At 69.2% G+C, this 20099-nt stretch carries 19 protein-coding genes; 9 read left to right on the top strand and 10 right to left on the bottom strand.

The genetic code is table 11. The features are described from left to right. Positions 1-19 precede the first annotated feature (19 nt). Both WFJ97_RS10075 and WFJ97_RS10080 read right to left on the bottom strand, forming a co-directional pair. Positions 20-925, bottom strand: coding sequence for a rhomboid family intramembrane serine protease (locus WFJ97_RS10075; protein ID WP_336641389.1), 906 nt, complete (start codon positions 923-925; stop codon positions 20-22). 21 nt (positions 926-946) lie between these two features. Next, positions 947-1504 carry a peptidylprolyl isomerase gene (locus tag WFJ97_RS10080; RefSeq protein ID WP_247633396.1) on the bottom strand — a complete coding sequence of 186 codons (558 nt, stop codon included), beginning with the start codon at positions 1502-1504 and terminating at the stop codon, positions 947-949. Between the two features lie 146 nt (positions 1505-1650). Between WFJ97_RS10080 and WFJ97_RS10085 the strand changes: the two genes are divergently transcribed. Then, a complete protein-coding gene (locus WFJ97_RS10085; protein ID WP_247624031.1) occupies positions 1651-2175 on the top strand; it encodes a DNA helicase in 525 nt (174 codons plus the stop codon). 65 nt (positions 2176-2240) lie between these two features. After that, positions 2241-2669, top strand: coding sequence for an aminoacyl-tRNA deacylase (locus tag WFJ97_RS10090; RefSeq protein WP_336641871.1), 429 nt, complete (start codon positions 2241-2243; stop codon positions 2667-2669). Positions 2670-2707: 38 nt separating this feature from the next. Here WFJ97_RS10090 and WFJ97_RS10095 read toward each other — a convergent pair whose 3' ends face one another. After that, on the bottom strand, positions 2708-3130 hold the full coding sequence (locus WFJ97_RS10095) for an NUDIX hydrolase (protein WP_247624032.1): 423 nt from the start codon (positions 3128-3130) through the stop codon (positions 2708-2710). A gap of 135 nt (positions 3131-3265) precedes the next feature. Between WFJ97_RS10095 and WFJ97_RS10100 the strand changes: the two genes are divergently transcribed. Together WFJ97_RS10100 and WFJ97_RS10105 are read left to right on the top strand one after the other, a co-directional pair. Beyond that, the gene (locus WFJ97_RS10100) at positions 3266-3727 is read left to right on the top strand and encodes a hypothetical protein (RefSeq protein WP_336641390.1); all 462 of its coding nucleotides are present in this window, start codon (positions 3266-3268) and stop codon (positions 3725-3727) included. A 27-nt stretch (positions 3728-3754) separates the two neighbouring features. Further along, positions 3755-4885 carry a M24 family metallopeptidase gene (locus WFJ97_RS10105; protein WP_336641391.1) on the top strand — a complete coding sequence of 377 codons (1131 nt, stop codon included), beginning with the start codon at positions 3755-3757 and terminating at the stop codon, positions 4883-4885. 37 nt (positions 4886-4922) lie between these two features. Here WFJ97_RS10105 and WFJ97_RS10110 read toward each other — a convergent pair whose 3' ends face one another. Together WFJ97_RS10110 and WFJ97_RS10115 are read right to left on the bottom strand one after the other, a co-directional pair. Then, complete coding sequence (locus WFJ97_RS10110) at positions 4923-5372, bottom strand: NUDIX hydrolase (RefSeq protein ID WP_336641392.1); 450 nt, start codon at positions 5370-5372, stop codon at positions 4923-4925. Between the two features lie 230 nt (positions 5373-5602). Further along, entirely contained in the window at positions 5603-11647 is a 6045-nt protein-coding gene (locus tag WFJ97_RS10115) for a GH92 family glycosyl hydrolase (RefSeq protein ID WP_336641393.1), read from the bottom strand. A gap of 191 nt (positions 11648-11838) precedes the next feature. Between WFJ97_RS10115 and WFJ97_RS10120 the strand changes: the two genes are divergently transcribed. Continuing rightward, complete coding sequence (locus WFJ97_RS10120) at positions 11839-12849, top strand: LacI family DNA-binding transcriptional regulator (protein ID WP_336641394.1); 1011 nt, start codon at positions 11839-11841, stop codon at positions 12847-12849. A 58-nt stretch (positions 12850-12907) separates the two neighbouring features. Here WFJ97_RS10120 and WFJ97_RS10125 read toward each other — a convergent pair whose 3' ends face one another. Continuing rightward, a complete protein-coding gene (locus WFJ97_RS10125; RefSeq protein WP_336641395.1) occupies positions 12908-13834 on the bottom strand; it encodes an NAD-dependent epimerase/dehydratase family protein in 927 nt (308 codons plus the stop codon). A gap of 120 nt (positions 13835-13954) precedes the next feature. On the opposite strand from WFJ97_RS10125, the gene WFJ97_RS10130 reads away from it, so the two are divergent. Further along, the gene (locus WFJ97_RS10130) at positions 13955-14530 is read left to right on the top strand and encodes a helix-turn-helix domain-containing protein (RefSeq protein WP_336641396.1); all 576 of its coding nucleotides are present in this window, start codon (positions 13955-13957) and stop codon (positions 14528-14530) included. A 63-nt stretch (positions 14531-14593) separates the two neighbouring features. Here WFJ97_RS10130 and ilvD read toward each other — a convergent pair whose 3' ends face one another. After that, positions 14594-16498 (bottom strand): dihydroxy-acid dehydratase, encoded by a 1905-nt coding sequence (gene ilvD, locus WFJ97_RS10135; RefSeq protein WP_336641397.1) that lies wholly within the window; start codon positions 16496-16498, stop codon positions 14594-14596. A gap of 82 nt (positions 16499-16580) precedes the next feature. On the opposite strand from ilvD, the gene WFJ97_RS10140 reads away from it, so the two are divergent. Then, entirely contained in the window at positions 16581-17405 is an 825-nt protein-coding gene (locus WFJ97_RS10140) for a helix-turn-helix transcriptional regulator (RefSeq protein WP_247624746.1), read from the top strand. A 72-nt stretch (positions 17406-17477) separates the two neighbouring features. Here the strand turns inward: WFJ97_RS10140 and WFJ97_RS10145 are convergent, their stop codons facing one another. Beyond that, the gene (locus WFJ97_RS10145; RefSeq protein ID WP_336641398.1) at positions 17478-17747 is read right to left on the bottom strand and encodes a hypothetical protein; all 270 of its coding nucleotides are present in this window, start codon (positions 17745-17747) and stop codon (positions 17478-17480) included. A 170-nt stretch (positions 17748-17917) separates the two neighbouring features. On the opposite strand from WFJ97_RS10145, the gene WFJ97_RS10150 reads away from it, so the two are divergent. After that, complete coding sequence (locus WFJ97_RS10150) at positions 17918-18415, top strand: DUF3253 domain-containing protein (RefSeq protein ID WP_247624040.1); 498 nt, start codon at positions 17918-17920, stop codon at positions 18413-18415. A gap of 16 nt (positions 18416-18431) precedes the next feature. Here WFJ97_RS10150 and WFJ97_RS10155 read toward each other — a convergent pair whose 3' ends face one another. Together WFJ97_RS10155 and yiaA are read right to left on the bottom strand one after the other, a co-directional pair. After that, positions 18432-18965 carry a hypothetical protein gene (locus WFJ97_RS10155; RefSeq protein ID WP_336641399.1) on the bottom strand — a complete coding sequence of 178 codons (534 nt, stop codon included), beginning with the start codon at positions 18963-18965 and terminating at the stop codon, positions 18432-18434. Positions 18966-19047: 82 nt separating this feature from the next. Further along, positions 19048-19518, bottom strand: coding sequence for an inner membrane protein YiaA (yiaA, locus tag WFJ97_RS10160; protein ID WP_247633406.1), 471 nt, complete (start codon positions 19516-19518; stop codon positions 19048-19050). A gap of 289 nt (positions 19519-19807) precedes the next feature. Between yiaA and WFJ97_RS10165 the strand changes: the two genes are divergently transcribed. Then, complete coding sequence (locus WFJ97_RS10165) at positions 19808-20086, top strand: hypothetical protein (protein ID WP_336641400.1); 279 nt, start codon at positions 19808-19810, stop codon at positions 20084-20086. Positions 20087-20099 lie beyond the last annotated feature (13 nt).

The following is a 20099-nucleotide window of genomic DNA, read 5'->3' on the forward strand; positions in this document are numbered from 1 at the left end:
CAGAGTTGTTAACAACCCCTCATCGGGCCAGAATGATCAGCGGTGGAACGACGAAGACCACGACGAGCAGCACGACCGTCAGCGCCGCCAGAGCGACGATCTGCCAGATCCGCTGCTCTCGCCGCTTCGTCTTGACGATGATGTAGGCCACGAGGGCGCCCACGACGAGTCCGCCGAGATGTGCCTGCCACGAGATGCGCCCGCCGCCGAAGAAGAGCCCATAGACGAAGTTGATGCCCAGGATCACCAGGAGTCCGGTGACATTGGCTCCGATGTGGCGGCCGATGATGAGCAGAGCCGCCATCATGCCGAAAATCGCACCGGATGCTCCGACCGTCGGCTGACTCGGGTCGAGAAGGGCGACCATCACCGAGCCACCGAGACCACTGATCAGGTAGAGCGCGAGGAAGCGCACCCGGCCGAGCATGGGCTCGAGGCTCTGGCCGATCAACCACAGCGCGAGCATGTTGAGGGCGAGATGGATGAACCCGCCGTGGGCGAACACCGCCGTGAGCAGGCGCCAGGGCTGGAAAGGCGCTCCGGACAGATCGGGGTAGAGGTACGCGGCCGCGAACACCATCTGCTGCGTGAGCGCCTCGCCCACCCCGGGAATGAGCTGGATGAGACCGATCAACGAGGTCACCGCCAGGAGGGCGTACGTGACCAGAGGCCGTCCGCTGCGGGTGATCCCCATGACGGCGGCCGTCGAACCACCACCCCAGCGGCGCTCGGCGCGCTTCTGCGCGGGGGTGCGGTTCTTGCGCTCGGCCTTCATGCACTCGGGGCAGATCACCCCGACCGCGGCGGGCGTCTGGCATTCGCCGCAGATCGTGCGCAGGCAGCGCTGGCAGAGCACGAAGCTCTGCCGATCCGGATGCCGGTAACAGAAGTTGTCGCGATTGCTCGCGAACTCAGGCGTCGTCATCCGGATCGGCGATCGCTGTCGTCAGGCCGCGACGATGTCGATCGACTGGAGCACGACGGGCTCGATCGGGCGGTCGCCGGCAGCGGTGGGAACCGAGCCGATCTTGTCGACGACGGCCTTCGAGGCGTCATCGGCGACCTCGCCGAAGATCGTGTGCTTGCCCTTGAGCCACGGGGTCGGGTCGGTGGTGATGAAGAACTGCGAGCCGTTCGTGCCCTCGACCTCGCCCGTGATGGCGTTGCGGCGCAGGCCGGCGTTCGCCATCGCGAGGATGTACGGCTGGTCGAAGTTGAGCTCGGCGTTGATCTCGTCGTTGAAGTTGTAGCCGGGACCGCCGACGCCCTGACCGAGCGGGTCGCCGCCCTGGATCATGAAGTTCGGGATGATGCGGTGGAAGATGACGTCCTTGTAGAGGGGACCCTCGCCCGGCTTACCGGTCGCGGGGTGCGTCCACTCCTGGGTGCCGTCGGCGAGGCCGACGAAGTTCTTGACCGTCTTCGGGGCCTGGTCGCCGAAGAGGTTGATGACGATGTCACCGTGGTTGGTGTGCAGGGTTGCGACATGGGAAGCGTGAGGCATACGACCATTCTCGCAGAGCTTCCGGTGTGTTCGCCGGGTTCTCCTGCACATCTCGGGATAAGTCAAGGGGTGGGCGATTCCCTCCCCCCGTACAGACTTGTCTGGCAGGATGGGGAACCCGTACTCCACATCGACAGGAGAGCATCGTGAGCCTCAGCCGCAAGCGGAAGAAGCAACTGCGTCGTCTTCAGAAGGACGCGAACCAGCTCTGGGAGGCGCAGCAGGAGCTCGTCGGGCACGCTGCCGGCGTCGCCCGAGAGGCCAGCCACCAGCTCGGACACTCCTACCGGGAGCAGGTCGTGCCGGTCGTGCAGGACGCCTACAACCGTCGCGTCGCCCCCGTGGTCGACCGCGGCGTGAAGATCGGCAAGCACGTCGTCGACGACAAGGTCGTGCCGATCGTCGGAGGCGTCGTGGGCACGGCACTCAGCGCCTGGGACGTCGCCAACAACAAGCGTCACGGCATCGTCGCCCCGGTCTCGAAGAAGATCAAGAAGGCGCAGAAGGCCCACCAGAAGAAGCAGCAGCAGAGCTCGGGCCTCGGCTCGATCGTCGCGCTGATCCTCGGCGCCGCCGCAGCCGCCGCGGTGCTCTACGCCGCATGGACCGCTCTGCGTGCGGACGACGAGCTCTGGGTCGCCGACGACCCGCTCTCCGCGCCCGACGCGTGAGCGCCGAACACTCCACCGACCCGCACGCGCGGGTCACCGACGCCGCCGCCGCTCGCGGTCTCGACATCGAGATCCGCGAGCGGCCGGAGGCGCGGAGCCTCTTCGAGGCAGCCGAGCTCCTGGGGCTCGACCCGTCCGGCATCGTGAAGACCCTCGTGGTCAAGCGCGCCGACGACACCTATCTGTTCGCCCTGATCCCGGGTGGACGCTCGATCTCGTGGCCCAAACTGCGCGCCGTCGTGGGCGTGAACAAGCTACGGCTCCCTGAGGCCGACCTGGCACTCGCCGCGACCGGTTACGAGCGGGGCACCATCGTGCCGATCGGCAGCACGACCGACTGGCCCGTCTTCGCCGACGAGTCGATCGTCGGACAGCGCATCGCCATGGGCGCGGGAGCGCACGGATACAGCCTGTTCGTCGAGGCCGACGACCTCATCGCCGCCTACGGCGCCACCGTCGCCGACATCTCGGTTCCCGAGGAACCGCGGGCGTGAGCATCCGCTCGCTCGTCGCCCGGTGAGGCGGCTCGCGGTCAGAAGATCCCGGCCATGCGCAGCGAGATGTCGACGAGCTTGACCCGCTGCAGCTCCGCGACCGCCGAGCGCGTGAACCACCCCGCCATGTCGGTCGACCCGTCGGTCTCGTAGCGCAACTTGCCGCCCGTCACGGTCGCGCGGTAGACGATGCGGAGGGTGTGCAGAGGCTGATCGGCCTTGTGCACGCGCTGGCTCGCGGGGATGACCCGGGAGTGGATGCCGAGCAGCTCGCCGACCTTCACGGTGTACCCGGTCTCCTCGCGGAGCTCGCGGCGCACGGCGTCTTCGGGAGACTCCCCGGCCTCGAGACCTCCACCGGGCATCGTCCACGCGACGCGGCGACCCTCGATCCAGCGCGCGAGGAGTAGGCGGTCGTCGTCGTCCGTGACGACCGCGTATGCCGCCACACGCAGGTCCATTCCCCCACACTAACCGGCGCTCACCGGGGGATCTCCGCGTATGACGGATGCCGCGGACGATCGATCACGAATCGAGAAGCCACGCGGCCCCCGGCATCCTTACGCTGAGATCACGCACCGATGAGAGGAGTCGTCATGGCCGACGACAAGAAGACCGACACGAAGAACTTCACCGCCGAAGAACGCGAAGCCATGCAGGCCGCCGCCCAGGAGGCCAAGGCGAAGCGCTCCCGCGCGAAGAAGACGCCCGAGGAGCAGCGCGCGGCAGGGGAGGCCGACCTGCAGGAGGCGATCGCCAAGCTGCCCGACGAGAACGACAAGAAGCTCGCCACCGCGCTGCACGAACTCGTCATGGAGGTCGCGCCCGACCTCATGCCCCGCACGTATTACGGCATGCCCGGGTGGGGGAAGGACGGCAAGGTGCTGTGCTTCTTCCAGCCCGCGAGCAAGTTCAAGGTGCGTTACGGCACGTTCGGCTTCGAGCCCATCTCGAACCTCGACGAGGGCACGATGTGGCCGACCGCCTATGCACTGCTCGAACTCACCCCGGCGAACCGCACGCTGCTCACCGAGCGCATCCGTCTCGCCATCAGTTGAGGCCCGCAGCGGAGTAGCGTGGGCCGGGTGAGCACTCCGCCCTTCTCCTCCTCCGTATACTCCGCCCGTCTCGAGCGGGCATCCGCTCTCGCCGCCGAGGCGGGGCTCGACGCCGTGGTCGTCGGCCCCGGGCCCGACCTGCAGTACCTGGTGGGGGTCGAGGGAGACACGATCGAGCGATTGACCGCTCTCGTGATCGGGCCCGGTGTCGCGCCGACCGTGGTCGTGCCCCGCATGGAACTCGCGAAGGTGCGCAGCACGGCGGTCGGCACGCTCGGCCTCGCCGTGTCGGACTGGGTCGACGGCGAGAACCCGTACGACCTGGTCGCGGCCGCCGTCGGCTCGGTGGCCGTCGGATCGGTGGCGCGGGTCGGGGTGTCGGATGCCCTGCCCGCCCTGCACGTGATCCCGATCGGCGAGCGACTGGGCGTGCGTCTCGAGCTCGCGACGCCCGTGCTGCGGGAGGGTCGCATGATCAAGGATGCCGCCGAGGTCGCCGAGCTGCGTCGGGCGGGCGACGCGATCGACGCCGTGCACCGCCGCGTGCCCGAGTGGCTGCGCGCCGGTCGCACCGAACGCGAGGTCGCCGCCGACATCGCCCGGGCCATCGTCGCCGAGGGCCACGAGACCGTCGAGTTCGTGATCGTGGGGTCGGGGCCGAACGGCGCCGACCCGCATCACGAGGTGTCGGATCGCGTGATCGAAGAGGGCGACATCGTGGTCGTCGACATCGGGGGAGCGGTGCCCAGCGGCTACAACTCCGACAGCACGCGCACCTATGCGGTCGGCACCCCCGATCCGGAGGCGGCCGAGCGCATCGCCGTACTCGTGCGGGCGCAGCAGGCGGCAGTGGATGCCGCACGGCCCGGGGTCACGGCATCCGAGGTCGACGCCGCCGCCCGACAGGTGCTCGCGGATGCCGGCCTGGGCGAGGCCTTCCTGCACCGCACGGGTCACGGCATCGGCGTCTCCGTGCACGAGGAGCCCTACATCGCGCCCGGAAACGACCTGGTGCTGCGAGAGGGCATGGCCTTCAGCATCGAGCCGGGCATCTACTTCTCGGGGGAGTGGGGCGCGCGCATCGAGGACATCGTCGTGCTCACCGCCGACGGCTGCGAGCGCCTCAACACCTCCGAGCACTCCCTGCGCTCGGTCTGAGCGCTCGCGCGGGGTGGGGGCGCTGGGACGGGAGAAATCAACTGGCGAGCGGGTGCCAGTGGCGTTCGGTCAGCGTCGCGAGATCGACCCAGATGCCGTCGATGATCGGGGCATCCGGAGACGCCCACACGCCGAAGTGGGCGCGCGGAGTCGGCCAGGGGTAGTCGTCCACCGGACGCTCGACGACGTTGCGCACGGCACCGACGAACGCGAGATCGGCACCGAGACCCGCCACCTCCGCGGCGAGCGCGCGGATCGCGACCGATCCGTCGAGATCGTTCGCAGCCGTCAGTCCCGTCGGGAGGTCGAGCTTTCCCGTCTCCGCCCGGGGGATGCAGAACACCTCGTCACCGCGGCGCAGGAGCAGCCTCACCATCGACATCGGGCTCGGCGGACTGTCCCGCCGCACGACTTCGGCCCGGCCACCCGGCGGGAGCCACGGGGCATCCGACGTCACGTGGACGACGATCTCGTGCTCGGCATCCATCCCGTGAGCGTATCGGGCGGTCACGTGGTGGGACGCTTCGACAGGCTCAGCGACCCAGCACCCGTGAGGGGTCACAACACGCCGCGAGCGGATGCCGCGGCACGGCGTGTCTCGACCCCTCACCGCAGGAACTGGGTCCCTGAGCCTGTCGAAGGGCCCGCCACGAGAAAGGCGAAGCCGCCCTCCCCCGGGGGCGGGGAGGGCGGCTTCTGTGGGGAGTGGAGCGGGGGTCAGGACTCCACGCGGCGTCGGCGCAGCACCAGCACGCCACCGGCGGCGAGCAGGAGCAGCAGCACCGCGATCGCGGCGATCGGGACGGTTCCGCCGGTTCCGGCGAGCCCGTCGCCGCCGCCACCGCCACCGACCGGTGCGGCAGTGATCGTGAGAGCGCCTTCCGCGGTCAGACCGGAATCTGCTCCGACGGCGATCAGCGTGTGGGCGCCGACCTCCGCGTTCGTCGGGATCGTCACCTGGAGTCGGAACGCTCCGGACTCGTCGGCGACGGCATCCGTCAGGTGGATCGGCTCGGAGTGCAGCGTCAGCGACACGACCTCGCCCGACGCGAACCCGCGACCGGTCACCTGCACCGTGCCACCCTGCTGCACGGTCGACGCTCCGATCACGAGCTCGGCCTCGAGCACCGGGGTGTCGCGCACGTCGATCGTGAGCGGCGCCGACTCCGAGGCGCGGAACGCCGTGTCGTCGGACGGCACGAACCGGGCGATGTAGGTGTGCGCACCCGAGGTCGCGATGGTGACGTCGGCCGCGGCCGTGCCACCGGTGACCTCCGCCGAGCCGACGATCTCGTCGCCCTCGAAGAAGTCGACCTTGCCGGCGGCGCCCGCGGGCTTCACCGTCGCGATCAGCGGGATCGACTCGCCCGCGACCGGGTCGTCCGATCCGGCCGACAGCGAGACCGACGTGTTGCGCGGGGCCGTCGGGTCGACGGCCACCTGGACCGCTCCACGAGCCTCGACCTTCGAGACGTCGCCGAGCGCCACCACCGGGTGCGCGCCGTCGATGGCATCCACCGGAACCGTGATCTCGGCACTGATCGCACCGTTCCCATCGGCCTTCACGACCACCGGGGTCTCCGAGTCGATGCGCACCGACACGTTCTCTCCGGCGGCGAAGCCCGAACCCGTGATGGTCACCCGGTCTCCCGGGGCGACCGTGCCCTCGGGCACCTGGATCTCGGGGGCGTACTCGGGCTCGGGGTCGACGACCCCGATCTCGAGCTGCGCATCCGCCGACCGCACGCCGTCGTCGGCCGTGACCGTCACCGTGTAGGTGCCGGCGGTGGCGTAGGTGTGCGTTCCCGTGACCGCGCCGTCGGCGATCGTCACTTCGGCGACAGGAGTTCCGTCACCCCAGTTGACGAGTGCCGACGTCTCGCCCTGACCACCGGCGATCGTCGCGAGCGTCGCGTCGAACTCCTCGCCCGCGATCTGACCGTCGACCGTTCCGGCCGTGACGCTCAGGGGAGCTGCTGCCGTGCGGTCGCCGTCCGAGGCGAGAGCGAAGATGTGCACGCGTCCGTCGTTGAGCGAACCCGCCTCCTTCGGCATCGTGAGCGACTCGACGACCTTCGGCGCACCGTCTCCATCGACCGCCAGCGGGATGCCGGCGGTGGCGTAGATGGCGGTGTTCTTCACCGAACCCTCGGGACCCGTGCCCGAGAGGCGGCCCTCCGAGATCGTCAGCACCGTGTTGCCCTTGTAGGGGTTGCCGGATGCGCCGACCCAGTCGCCCAGGCTGATCGTCACCTGCTGCGTCGTGCCGTCGGTGAAGTGCAGCGTCGCGACCGAGTCGCGGTTGCTCTCGGTGGCGGTTCCGATGAACGCGATCTGCGTGGCACCGGTGCCGAGCGACACCTTGACCGTCTGACCCTCGCCCGTGATGTTGTCGGGCTGGCCGGCCGGGATCGCCGGCAGGTCGTAGGTCAGCGTCGTGTTCGGGACGGTCAGGGTCTGACCCTGCACGAAGCCGTCGGCGTTGATCTTGTCGCGGAAGTACCCGTGGCCCTGCGAGTCGCAGTTCGCGGCCGTGACGCCCAGGTCACCGATGCAGACGTTGTTGAAGGCGCCCACCAGCGTCTCGTCTCGGAACGCGGTCACCGTCGCCGTGGTCTGCGCCACCGCTCCGGCCGAGTCCCGCACCGTGATCGCTGCCGAGTACGTGCCCGGCTTCGTGAAGGTGTGCGGTGCGCTCACCTTCCAGCCACCCAGGTCGTCGCGCGTCAGCGTCACGTCGGTCACCGCGACACCGTCGCCGTAGTCGACCGTGACGGTGTAGCCGGAGGCATCCGTCTCGGTCCCGACGATCGTGGCGAGGGTTCCCGTGAACTCGGTGTCGACCGCGACCCGCTGCGGCGACCCGGCCGAGATGGCGAGACCGTCGGCGGCGGATGCCGAGGCGAACAGTTCGACCTCCGAGAGCGCGAGCGTCGCGGCATCCGTCTTCAGCGTCAGCTTCACGCTCGTGAAGCCGTCCTGGTTCGCGGTCGTGAACGGTCGCGTCTGCGTATCCCAGGTGAAGGACTGCGCCGTGCGGCTGTCGATCTCGGTCCAGGTGGTGCCGTCGACCGAGCCCTCGAGCGTCCAGCTCGACGGCGCGTTCGCCCTGTTCGCACTCGTGAGCGTGTACTGGCCGATCGAGACCGGACCGGACTGAGACGTCCAGACGAGTTCGGCGGTGTCGCCCGTGAACGCCACGTTGGAGCTCATGTTGTCGTCGACGAGCGACCCGACGGGGGTTCCGTCGGTGGCCGTCAGCACGCCGCGTCCGGCCTTCGTCGCGTCGACCAGGGTCGCGGGCACGTCGAGCTCCTCACCGAGGTCCTTCGCACCCCATGCCGAGGGCGTGTCGCTCATCGTGAAGTCGAGCGTTCCGCCCGCGCGGACGAGGTCGCCGTCAAAGGTGGTCTCGGTGATCGGGGTGCCGTTGATGCTGGCGCCCGCCACGTAGTCCTTGCCCGCGGACGCGCCGGGGGCGTTGATGACGAGCGTCTTGCCGCCGATGTTCAGCGTCGCGCTGTCGAACAGCGGCGTACCGATCGTGTAATCCCCGGAGCCCACCTCGAGCGGGTAGAACCCGAGCGCCGAGAAGACGTACCAGGCCGAGAACTCGCCGTTGTCCTCATCGCCCGGGTAGCCCTGGCCGATGTCGTCGCCGATGAAGAGGCGGTCCTGGATGTCGCGGATCAGCTCCTGCGCACCCGAGGGGTCGCCCGCCTCGGCGAGCACGTAGGGGATGTGGTGCGCGATCTGGTTCGACATGCCGAGCATGCCCAGTCGCACGTCACGCGCCTCGCGCGCCTCGTGGATGCCGGAGTAGTCGGCCTTCTCGCGCACGGTGAGGAAGTCGTGCATCACGTCGACCAGGCCCTGGCGTCCGCCGTAGAGCGCGGCCAGGCCGTCGACGTCGTGCGGCGCGTGGAAGCCGAAGGTCCAGGCGCTCGCCTCGGTGAAGGCACCGCCCCACGCCTTCTTGTCGAAGTCGGCGCCCGAGGTCCACGAGCCGTCGGCGTTGCGCGAGGTGAACGTGCCCGCTTCCGGGTTGAACATCTCGCCGTAGTGCTCGGCGCGCGCCTCGAAGTACGTCGCCTCCTCCTTCAGCTGAGCGACGCGGTCGGCGGGGGTGTTCGGGTCCTCCGACAGGGCCTTCGCCATCTCGGCGATACCGAAGTCGTTGATGTAGCCCTCGAGACCCCACGACGCGCTCTCGTGGGTGGTGGCCTCGGTGTAGCCGAGGAAGATCGACTGCCCGAGTCCCTTGCGGCCGACGGCGTTGGATGCCGGCAGCACGGTCGCGTTCTTGACCGCGGCGTCATAGGCCTCGAGTGCCGTGTCGGTCGAGAGGGCGCCCGCGAGGTACGCCTCGGCGAACGCGACGTCGGAGCTCGTGCCGGTCATCAGGTCGGCGTACCCGGGAGAGGACCAGCGCGCGATCCATCCGCTGTCGCGGTACTGCTGCACGAAGCCGTCGACGAGCTCTTCGGTCACGTCGGGGTAGAGCATCGAGTACAGCGGCCAGGCGGTGCGGTACGTGTCCCAGAAGCCGTTGTTGACGTAGATCTTGCCGTCGACGATCTTGGCGTTGGTCTGGGTGTCGCTCGCCGAGCCGGTCGTGCCGGCCACGGGGCTCGCGTACTTGTAGACCGGGTCGGCCTCGGTGCCCGTGTTCTCGAACTGCGAGTTCGGGTACAGGTTGAGCCGGTACAGGCTCGAGTAGAGCGTGATGAGCTGGGTGTCGGTCGCACCCTGCACCTCGTCGACGACCGAGAGGCGCTCGTTCCAGGCATCCTTCGCCGCGGCGTGGGCGTCGTCGAACGAGACGTCCTTCAGTTCGAAGTCGTGGTTCTTCTTCGCCTGGTCCTGCGAGATGAACGACGACGAGATGCGCAGCTCGACCGAGCGGTCACCGGTCGTGTCGAACGAGGCGAAGCGGGCGGTGCCGTTGCGGTCGCCGACGGTCGTCGGGCCGGCCGTCGCGGGTGCGCGGTCGAAGGTGCCGTAGACGAACATGCGGGTGCGTCCGGGCCAGCCGGAGCCGCCGTCGACCCAGCCGCTGACCGTGTCGCCCGAGATCGAGAGCTTCGACGAGTTCACGAGCTGATCGATGAGGATCGAGCTCGCGTCGCCGGCGAACTCGAAGCGGTAGATCGCACCGTGGTCGGTGGCGGTCACCTCGGTGCGGATGCCGTTGTCGAAGGTGACGTCGTAGATGTCGGGCCGCGCGATCTCGTTCTCGTGCGTGAACGTGAGCTTGCGGTCGTTCAGGTTAGAGGTCGGGTTGGCGTTCGCGGCGGGGAGCACGGCGAGCTGGTTGCGGTCGCCCATCCAGATGCTCGGCTGGTGCGAGAAGCCGATGCCGTTGAGTCCGGGCTTGTTCTGCGCATTGTTGGCGCGCTGGTACTGGTAGATCGTTCCGGTGTTGTCGGCGTTCGTCATCGGGGTGATGAAGTTGAAGCCGTTGGGCCATGCCGTCGCGGGCAGGTTGTTGCCGCGGGAGAAGCCGCCGGTCGAGTTCGTGCCGCGGCGGGTGTCGACGTACGACACGAGTCCGTCGGAGTCATCGAGCGGGGTCGCGGCGTCGATCTCGACGTCGTCGAGCCAGCCGGTGAACGCGGTGGCCGCGGTCGGCGCCTCGATGTTCTTCACGTCCGCGCCCGGGTGGGAGTAGGTGAAGCGGATGTCTTCGACGGTGCGACCCTCGAAGGCTCCGAGGTCGACGGTGACCTTGTTCCACTGGTTGGGCCAGAGCCTGTTCGAGCGGCCCTGCTCGGTGGCGGTGACGGGGTAGCCGTACGAGTCGGTCACGCCGGGGGTCGCGGCGAGGGTGGTGCCGTCGTCGAAGGCGAGATCGACGGCCACGAAGGTGGCCGCGTAGGTCTGCTCACCGTCGAGCACGGGGAAGACGAGGTACGACAGCTGGCTGTCGCCGTCGACGGTCACATCGACGTTCTCGTAGAGGGTCGTGGTCGACGATGCGGCGCCGGCGTCGAGGTGGCGCCCGGAGTACTGCAGCGCCTTGGTGCCGGTGAAGCCGACGCCGGTCTTGGCGGTGTCGGACGCCGTGGGGCCGTTCCCGACGACGACACGCAGGTCGCTCGCGGTCGGGGCGCCGTCGCTCACCGCGATGGGCTCGAAGTCGGCGAGCTGGATGAGGTTCGTGGTGGGCGTGCGGTTCTCGGTGATGTCGAGACGGTAGTAGAGGAACGGCGCGCTCGGCGCAGCCAGTTCGAACGTGCGGGTCTGACCGCGGGCGGTGAACATCTCCCCGGTCCGCTCGTCGACCGGGGTCCAGTCGGTGCCGTTGTTCGAGCCCAGCACGCGGAAGTTCTTCGGGTCGCGCTCCTGCGCATCGCCACCCGAGGTGAGCGTGTACTTCTGCAGCGGCTGCGCGGCGGTGAGCTGGTACTGCAGCCACCCCTTGTTGACGAAGGCGAGCCACTTGGTCGAGGCGTTGGCGTCGGCGGCGAACACGGCGGCTTCGTTCGGCGCGTTCTGCGCCGAGGCCGTGACGCCGTTCGGCGCGATCGCGGGCAGCATGCTGCCGGGGGCGAATCGGTTGCCGGTGACGTTGACGGCTTCACCGGTGCCCGCGAGTGCGGGCACGGCATCCGTCGATTCGAAGGACGACGAGAACGTCCCTCCTGCTGCAGCCGCCGCGGGGAGCGGCGTCAGCATGGCCAGGGTCACCGTCACGGCGGCGCCGGCGGCCGCCCAGATGCGACCTGCGGGTCGTGCGTTCCTCTTACGGGGAACAGTCATGGTTGCTCCTCAAACTCCACTGCGGTGTGTCGTTCGCCTGACGCAGATACCGGGGGGCGGGCTGCGCGACGTTTATGACATCGCTGTCATAGATCGAGACACTAACACAGCGGATGCCGTGGGCGGAAGATGCATCCCCCATCGGATGACCCGTCATAATGAGCAGATCGCTCGAGGCGGTAGAGGAACAGATGACACCACACGAAGACGGGGCCGCACCCCGCCCCACGCTCGCGCAGGTCGCCGCCCGCGCCGGCGTGAGCCTGAAGACGGCATCGCGTGCACTCGGAGGCGAGTCGTACGTCAGCGAGAAGACCCTCACGAGCGTGCTCGCCGCAGCCGCCGAGCTCGATTACCAGCGCAACGCCGCCGCGAGCCTCCTCGCCAGCGGCCGTCTCGCGGATTCGCTCGGACTCATCACCGGAGACTTCACCAATCCGTTCTACTCGGCTCTCGCCCAGGCCGTCGAAGACGAGATCCGCCCGCGCGGTATGCACCTGTCGGTGGCGAACTCCCGCGAGTCCGCCGAGCAGGAGAAGCGCGTCGCGCACGACCTCGCCGACCGGCAGACCAAGGCGGTCATCACGGTCTCGGCGATGACCGACCACGCCGACTACGCGACGCTGCAGGCCCGCGGCATCCCGGTCGTCTTCGTCGACCGCCCGGCCGAGAATCTCGCCGCCGACTCCGTCGTGTTCGACAACCGCGAGGGCGGGCGCCTCGTCGCCCAGCATCTGATCGATCGCGGACACCGGCGCATCGCGTTCATCGGCGACTACGCCTGGCTACCCACCTACCGGGCCCGTCTCGCCGGCATGGGTGACGTGCTCGACGGGTCGCCGGTCGCCTGGCGCGAGCTTCTGCGCACCGACGCGCACGACGTCGCATCGTCGCGCGAGTGCGTGCGCGAACTGCTCGCCCTCGACGAACCTCCGACCGCGATCGTCGCCGGCAACAACCGCGTGCTGCTCGGCGTCATGGAGGAGATCGCGACGACGGGTGCCCCGCCCGCCGTGATCGGCTTCGACGACCCGGAGTGGGCGACGGTGCTCGGCATCAGCGTCGTGACCGGCGACGTCGAAGAGCTCGGACGGTCGGCCGCGCGCCTGGCGCTCGCCCGCCTCGGCGACCGCACCCGCGAACCCGAGAGCGTGGTGGTGCCGATGCGCCTGATCGAACGGACGTCGACCCGCTCACAGTGATCGTGAGGGGTCACGACACGCCGCAGGCGTGCAGTCGCGAGCGGCGTGTCGTGACCCTTCACAGGTGAACAGGGGCGGTGGCGTGCGTTGCCGCGGCGAGCGCATCGGCCATCGGCACGAGATCCGCCATGGTGACTGCGCCGGCCGGCTGCGCCTCCACGACACGGACGGCGGCGAGGGCGGTGAGGCGCCCGGTCGCGTCCGACTGCCCGTGGCCCGACGCCTCGTTGCGCTCGCCCGTGCGACGGTTGCGCGCGACGACGTGCCAGGCATCCGTTCCCACATGAGGCGCCGCCGTGAGGGCGCCCCGGAGCGACGGCATCCGCCCGACCAGGTCGAGTGCGCCGGTCATCATGGCCGACCCGAGGGTCAGGTAGGAGCGGATGCTCGGGGCCTCCGGCCCGCCGAGCAGCACGTGATCGGGGAAGTCGGCACGCAGGTAGCGACGATCCCGGCCATCCGGACCGAACGCGCGGACGCTCTCACGGAAGTTGCGCACGGCACCGCCCTCGGGCGGACGATGCAGGTCGGTGCCGACGAGTCCGGCCGTCCACGCGACCGCGGCGGGTCCGTGATGCTCGCCGCTGCCGAGCATCACGAGCACGTCGAGATCGTCGCCCGCGCGAGTGCCGAGCGATGCCGCGAGCACCGTGCTGAGACCGGGTACGAGTCCGGCCCCGAGAACGACCGGTCCGGATGCCGTCCGCCGCAGCGCCTCGAGGTAGGAGCCGGTGGCGGAGATGTCGACGAGCGGCGTCGCGCCGGTCGCGGATGCGAGGTCTGAGCGCTCGATACCCGAGGCGTTGACCACCACGTCGTGATCGGCGGCGAGTGCCACGAGCGGGGCGAGGTCGCCCCGCAGATCGATACGGGCGCCGTCGGATTCGGCACGACTGGCGGCGGTGACGCGGTGTCCGTCACGCTCGAGGTCGCGGCGAACGACGGTGCCGACGGCACCACGAGCACCGAGGATCAGAGCCCTCATCGGATGCTCGGGCGGGCGGGGATGGCGGACATGGGGCTCCTTCGATCGTCGGGAGTCCCATGGTCGTTCGCGCGTGGCTACCGGATCCAGGTGGTTTGCGACTTCTGCAAAGATGGCCGGATGGATGCCGATACCGCTGACGTTCTCGCCGCGATCGGTCCGCGCCTGCGCTCGCTGCGCCGGGCGCGTGGGCTCACCCTCACGTCACTGGCCGAGCTCTCCGGCCTCTCGATCAGCGTGCTGTCCCGGCTCGAGACCGGCCACCGGCATCCGACCCTCGATCTGCTGATCCCGCTCGCGCGCGCCTACGAGGTGTCGCTCGATCGGCTGATCGGCGCACCCGAGACCGGTGACCCGCGCGTGCACCTCGAACCCCAGCGCCTGATCGCCGGGGGAGTGGCCGTACCGCTGACGCAACATCCGGGGCGCGTGCAGGCGTTCAAGCACGTGCTCGGCCCGCGCGATCCCGCGCTCGTGACGCATCGCGGGCATGCCTGGATCTACGTGCTCGCAGGCACGCTGCGACTGATCCTCGGAACCGAGGAGCACGAGGTGCAGCCGGGCGAGATCGTCGAGTTCGACGCCGCGACGCCGCACTGGTTCGGACCGGCCGACGGGCTGTCGGTCGAGATCCTGCACCTCTTCGGCCCGGAGGGCGAGCGGCCGATGGCTCGGGACCTCTTCTCCCACCCGTGAGGGGTCACGACACGCCGCAGGCCTGGGTCGGGTCGCGGCGTGTTCTGACCCCTCAGCGTCGGTTCAGACGAGCGCGGACGCCCGCCGGATCTCCTGCTCGCGCAGGGCGTTCTCGACCGCCTCGACGTCGCGCACCGCGCCTCGGTCGGCCGAGGTCGCCATGGCCGCGTAAGCGCGCAGCGCCCGGGAGACGGGGCGCTGACGGTCGACGGGGCGGTAGCCACCGGCGTCCAACAGGCGCGCGCGGCGCTGCTCGAGCTCGGCCTCGCTGACCTCGAGGGTCATGCCGCGGGTGGGGATGTCGATCGAGATGATGTCGCCGTCCTCGACGAGCGCGATGACGCCGCCGGATGCCGCCTCGGGCGAGACATGCCCGATCGACAGACCCGAGGTGCCGCCCGAGAAGCGGCCATCGGTGATCAGGGCGCACACCTTGCCCAGTCCGCGGCCCTTGAGGAACGACGTCGGGTGCAGCATCTCCTGCATGCCCGGGCCGCCCTTGGGACCCTCGTAGCGGATGACGACCACGTCGCCCGGCTGGATCTTCTTGCCGAGGATCTTCGCGACCGCCTCCTCCTGCGACTCGCACACCACCGCCGGGCCCGAGAAGACCAGGATCGACGGGTCGACGCCCGCGGTCTTCACCACGGCGCCGTCGACGGCCAGATTGCCCCGCAGCACGGCCAGACCGCCGTCGACCGAGTAGGCGTGGTCGACATCGCGGATGCATCCGTTCTCGCCGTCCTCGTCGAGAGCCGCCCAGCGCTCCGACTGCGAGAACGCGCTCGACGAGCGCACGCCACCGGGAGCCGCGAACCACAGATCCTTCGCGACGTCGGTCGCCTTTCCGCCACGGATGTCCCAGTCGTCGAGCCAGGCCGCGAACGACTCCGAGTGGATGGTGCTCACGTCCTCCTTCAGCAGACCGCCACGACGCAACTCGCCGAGCACGGCGGGGATGCCGCCCGCACGGTGCACGTCCTCCATGTAGTACATGCGGCCGTAGGCCGGGTTCGGGGCGATCTTGGCGAGGCAGGGCACGCGACGCGAGATCGCATCGATCTCGTCGAGGCCGAAGTCGATCCCGGCCTCGTGGGCGGCGGCGAGCAGGTGCAGGATCGTGTTCGTCGATCCGCCCATCGCGATGTCGAGCGCCATCGCGTTCTCGAACGCGGCGAAGCTCGCGACCTCGCGCGGCAGCACCGAACGGTCGTCCTCGTCGTAGAAGCGACGGGTGATCTGCACCGCGACCTCGCCGGCCTTCTCGTACAGCGCGCGACGAGCGGTGTGGGTGGCGAGAACAGAACCGTTGCCCGGCAGGGCGAGGCCCAGCGCCTCGACGAGGCAGTTCATCGAATTGGCGGTGAACATGCCCGAGCACGATCCGCAGGTCGGGCAGGCGTTCTCCTCGATGCGCTGGATGTCGGCATCCGACACCGTGTCGTTCGCCGCCTCGGAGATCGCGTCGACCAGGTCGAGGGTGCGCACCGATCCGTCGACCAGCGTCGCGCGACCGGCCTCCATCGGACCGCCCGACACGAACACCGTGGGGATGTTCAGGCGCAGCGCGGCCATGAGCATGCCGGGGGTGATCTTGTCGCAGTTCGAGATGCACACGAGCGCGTCGGCCTGGTGCGCGTTGACCATGTACTCGACCGAGTCGGCGATCAGGTCGCGCGAGGGCAGCGAGTAGAGCATGCCGCCGTGACCCATGGCGATGCCATCGTCGACGGCGATCGTGTTGAACTCGCGGGGGATGCCGCCCGCCGCCGAGATCGCGTCGGAGACGATGCGTCCGACCGGCTGCAGGTGCGTGTGGCCGGGCACGAACTCGGTGAAGCTGTTCGCCACAGCGATCATCGGCTTGCCGAAGTCGGCGGCGTTGACGCCGGCGGCGCGGAAGAGGGCGCGGGCTCCGGCGGCGTTGCGGCCGTGCGTGACGGTGCGGGAACGAAGAGGGGTGGGCATGGTTCCACTTTCGTGGGACACGGCGGATGCCGGAAGACGGCGCTGACACTAGTAGTGAGAGCACTAGGTTTGTTCTGTGGCCGTGGACGAGGAGCAGCGCAGAGAACTGGGCGCGTTCCTCCGTGCCCGACGCGAGCAGCTCGACCGCGGCGCCTACGGCCTGCCGCCCGCGGGGCGCGGCCGCACGATCGGTCTGCGCCGTGAGGAGATCTCGTACCTCTCGGGCGTCAGCGTCACCTGGTACACCTGGCTCGAGCAGGGGCGTGACATCAATCCCTCGCGGCAGGTGCTGGATGCCGTCGCCACGGCGCTGCACCTGACCGTGGCCGAGCACGACTACGCGCTGCGCCTGGCCGGGTTCGCACCCGCACGACCCGGCACGGGTGAGGCTGTCGAGACCGCACCGGCCCACGTGCAGCGCTTCCTCGATGCGCTGGAGGAGCACCCGGCCTACGCGCTCGCGCCCGACTGGGGCGTCGCCGGGTGGAACGCCGCTTACGAGGCGCTCTATCCGAACGTCGCCACCACCCCGCCCGAGAAGCGCAACCTGCTCTGGCTGATCTTCACCGACCCCGCCGTGCGCGACCTGCTCGACGACTGGGACGACACCAGCCGCCGCTTCCTCGCCGAGTTCCGCGCCGAGGCGGGGCCGCGACTCGGTGATCCGCGCTATCGCGACCTCGTCGGTCGCCTGATGGAGGCGAGCCCGGAGTTCCGCGAACGCTGGGAGAGCCACGACGTGCGGGGGTTCGAATCGCGCGAACGCGTGTTCCGGCATCCGTCACTGGGCAGGCTCGTGTTCGAGCACCACCAGCTGCGGCCGTCCGACCAGACCGACATCCAGCTGGTCGTCTACACCCCGGCGGATGCCGCCGCCCGCGCGAGGTTCTTCCGCCGGAGGGACTGAGTTCCTATCGGTGAGGAGTCAAGACACGCCGTGCCGAGCCGCACGCTCGGGGCGTGTCTTGACCCCTCACGATCAGGAGTCGACGGGCTTGCCCAGCAAGCCGTGCTTCTCCTCGATCTCGACCTGCTCGTAGAGGCCGGCATAGTTCTCGCGGTGGTCGGGGTCGTCGGTGAGGTTCTCGCGGATGTGCATCTCCCACACCACGTTCTCGAAATCCGTCTCGAGCATCTCCTGCACGCGCCGGTGCAATTCGTCGAAGACCTCGGGCGGGGCGAGGAATCCGATCGAGAGCTCGGCCAGGTCGAAGGTGCTCGCGTCGGTCAGGTCGCTGTTCTCGGTCATGCGCGCCAGGCTAGTCGCGGTACCTGCGTGTCGTCCTCGCGAGGGGTCAGGACACGCCGTGCCCGAGCGGACGATGACGGCGTGTCTTGACCCCTCAGGCGCTGTGCACGCCTTCGCACCCGCGCGTCAAGTCCCTTCATCTCCGGGGGAACCGCGCGCAGAGTGACTCCATGTCCACCTCCACCGACCACCGCACCGAGCCCGAGCGCACGCCGGACGGCCACCACTTCGTGATCGACGGACGGCGTTGGCGGGCGACGGATCCGTCGATCCCCGACTCGTTCCGGCAGGAGCTGGTCGACGAACTGATGGCCGCGCGCCGCGCCGTCAAGGACGGGGAGACGGATGCTCGGGGGCGCGTCCAGGACGCGAAGGTCGCTCTCGGAGAGCGCGGACACCCATGGTGGGAGCAGCGAACCGGCAGCGGATTCGACGAGAGGATCGCCGCCGCCATCCGCACTCTCACGCGCCGACGGGAGGGTTCGTCGATCTGCCCGAGCGACGTCGCCCGCACCGTGGGAGGCGACACGTGGCGGGATTCGATGGACGACGTGCGCCGGATCGCCGGAGCCCTCGCCGCTCAGGGCGACGTCGTCGTCACGCAGAAGGGCGAGCCCGTGCGCATCGATCACGTACGCGGACCGGTGCGGATCAGCGCCATCCGCTGAGAAGTGCGCGTGACGGTCACTCGACCCGCTGGAGGGCGACGGCGTAGATGGTGGGAGCTCCGTCGAGATCGAGCGTCACGCTCATCCCGGTGCCGGTGGTGGTGAGGTCGAAGGCGATGGTGGCGTTCGTGCACTCGACCGGGTCGGTGCTCGGGTCGCTGTCGAGCTCGCCCGCCTGGAGGGTGATGGTGCCGTCGCCGCGGCAGGCGATCTGCCCCTGGTACGTGCCGGCGGGCACCGACGAGAAGCTCGTCAGGTGGTGCGCGGAGGTGTGCTCACTCAGCCACCCCGAGAACGTACCGGTGCCCTGGGCGTCGTCGGCCCAGGTGATGGCGGTGTCCGCCCAGTCCTTGATGTCGTCGACGGGAATCGGCAGCAGGGCCGCGTCGGTGTCGGCATCCGCGGTCGGAGTGGGCGTCGGGGTCGGAGCGGACGAAGCGGATGCCGATGGCGCAGGCGTCTCGGTATCCGTCGGCGCACCCGTGCACCCGGTGAGGGCGATGCCGACCGTCAGCACCGCACCGATGGTGAGTCCTCGTCTGATGTCCATACGTCCCACGCTACGGAGGCCGACCCACGGGATCGAGTCGATCACCCGCACTCGGAGGAGGTACGGAGGTTCGGGCCGACGCTCAGGGTGCGGGCGGAGGCGGGAACAGCGGCGGCCGCGGGCGCGCCGGAGCGGGGTCGCCGTCGCGAGCGGCGGCCAGGTCGCGCACGTTCTTCTGCACCGCGACGACGGCGAAGAGACTCATCGCGAAGCCGATCCCGTAGAAGCCCTTCTCCGAGAGCAGCAGATCGGCGTTCCAGAGTCCCGCGGTCATGAGGATCAGCGAGGCGAGAAGCATGCTCCACGAGACGCCGAGGTAGACGCCCGTGACGGGGATGTCTTCGGCGCGGTCGCGCACCGCCTTCTGCACCGAGACGGCGGCGAAGACACCGAGAAGGAAGACGGCGAAGTAGAAGCCCTTCTCCGAGAGCAGCATGTGTGCGTTGTAGAGCCCGATGAAGAAGAGCGAGGCGCCGATTCCGAGTGCGACCCACGATGCCCCGACAAACGCGGCGGTCGGGCGCGCGGGCGCCGGTTGCTTCTGCTGTTCCATGAGAATCCCCCTCCGGTGATCGCCCGATACGCGGACGAGCCGCCCGCTCTGCACGGTCGGCACCCGAAGTCTTCCATGTGGAAATCCCTGATCAGAGGTTATCCACATGGAATATCGGTGTGCCAGAGAATCCTACGAAATCTGCCGATACGGTTCAGGTATGACGATGCAACCCGTAGGCGGCACTGGACTTCCGGTGTCTCCGTACCTCGTTTCCATCGGCAACGTGCATGCCACCCCGGACTGGGTCGTGACACCGGCGGGCACATGGCCGATATCGACGGTGAACGTGACCACGCAGGATCAGACCGCGACGACCACGCACACCCCGGCGTGGGCGATCATCATGGTGATCCTGTTCATCTGGTTCTTCCTCCTGAGCTTGCTCTTCCTTTTCGCTCGTGAACCACGAGTGAGTGGATACGTGAACGTGACGCTCTGGGGTCCGGGCGGGCAGTCGTACACCGAGAACGTTCCCGTCTGGAATGCCGCGCAGCGCGCCGATACCTTCCAGCGTGTGACCTACCTGCAGAGCATCGTCGGTCAGAGTCGCGCTCGAGGAGCGTGACCCGCACGACCTC

Origin of the sequence: Microbacterium sp. USHLN272, assembly GCF_037149655.1 — a bacterium.
GTDB classification, from domain to species: Bacteria; Actinomycetota; Actinomycetes; order Actinomycetales; family Microbacteriaceae; genus Microbacterium; species Microbacterium galbinum.